Annotated in this window: 1 protein-coding gene; it reads left to right on the top strand. The window is 67.0% G+C overall.

What is annotated here, in order from left to right; translation table 11 throughout:
- Positions 1-88: 88 nt before the first annotated feature.
- Positions 89-1493, top strand: a 1405-nt coding sequence (locus tag ACFHVL_RS31245) for a hypothetical protein (RefSeq protein WP_416632221.1), incomplete at its 3' end; no start/stop codon positions are given.

The following is a 1493-nucleotide window of genomic DNA, read 5'->3' as shown; positions in this document are numbered from 1 at the left end:
CTTGGATGTCCAGATTCCGTCGTGGCTGAATCATATTTTGGAGTTCTTCGTCGGTCAGCGGTGGCCGGTCGGGAGTGAAAGCGGTCTGGTGGACCACTCCAGGGAGTGGGAGAAGCTGCGTGACGCGTTGGATGCTGCCCGTGCGAAGGTCGTGCAGCAGCGTTCGGTGGCGCCGGATGTTCTCTCCGGGAGGTTCGCCGATGGAGTCGACGAGTCCCTTGAGCGGGTTGTTCAGAACATCGACTACCTGCGCGGTGCCGTCGAGGAGATGCGTAAGGACCTGAAGAACGGCGCGGCTGATCTTCAGGAAGCCAAGATCATGATTGGCATCCAGTTGGCGCTGCTCGCGATCCAGCTGGCCTGGCTGATCTATTCCCTGTTCGGGGCGCTCGCGATCCCTGCGGTCGTCGCTGGATTCCGGGCCGTCATCACGGCGATCCTCCGGCAGATCTTTGTCGAGGTCGCGCAGGAGTTGGCGCAGGAGCCGCTGCTGATGTTGCTGATCCAGGCTGTCCAGAATGACCGGAACTACCGGGAGGGTGTCAACTGGGACGCGATCCGGGCCGCGGCCATCCAGACGGTCATCCAGGCCGGCGCGGCCGGTCTGACGAACTTCGGTGCCCAGTCGTTGATCGGATGGGCCGCGGGGAAGGTCGCGAAGATCGACCGGGCGCTGCCCGACGGCACCGTGTTCATCAAGAGCGACTGGGTCTTCCGGACCGGGTCGATCCTCACCAAGGGTGGGGCGCAGGCCGCGGTGGCGATTCCCGCGGAGCTGGCCGGGCAGGCCGCGGTCGGTGCGCCGATCGAAGTGCGGTGGGGTACCGCGACGAGTGCCTTCGTGAGTGGTCTGCACGAGTCCAACGCGTCGACTCCCACTCAGCTCGCGGAGTCGGTGAATCTGCCGTCGATGACCGGTTGGGACGACGCGTTCCGGCCGTTGCCCGATGACGGCGGGTCCGTGGAGGGCCGGGACGTGTCGGATACCGCCGAGGGCCGGCTGCCCTGGGGTGACAGCGATTCGGTCCACGGCGGTGACGCGACGCGGTTCGGGGATGACGACAGTTTCGTCGGTGACGATGCGACGTTGGTCGGGGATGACGACAGTTTCGTCAGTGACGATGCGACGTTGGTCGGTGACACCGACAGTGTGGCCGGTGACGACGACCAGGAGGCCTCCTGGATCGGGGAGGTGTCGGAGCAGCGGCTGCTCGGCGATGACGGGTCGGGTGTCTGGTCTGATGACGGTTCCCAGGGCTGGGCGACCGACGACGAGGATGACCGGCTCCTCGACTATGCGGCTGGGAACGTACTGGCAGGCGGCGGGGTTCCTGGTCTGGTCGGGCTCGGGACCGGCTTCCAGACCCAGCAGGGGGCCGCCGGTCAGGGGGCTGCGGGTCAGGGGGCTGCGGGTCAGGGCAACGGCCGGGCTGTCGACGGCTCGGGTGCCGCTGCCGGGTCGACCGACACGACCGCGCCGGGCAGCGCTGACC

The organism is Micromonospora sp. LOL_023, assembly GCF_048060115.1.
Lineage (GTDB): Bacteria > Actinomycetota > Actinomycetes > Mycobacteriales > Micromonosporaceae > Micromonospora_E.
This window is presented reverse-complemented; position numbering and strand designations above follow the sequence as displayed.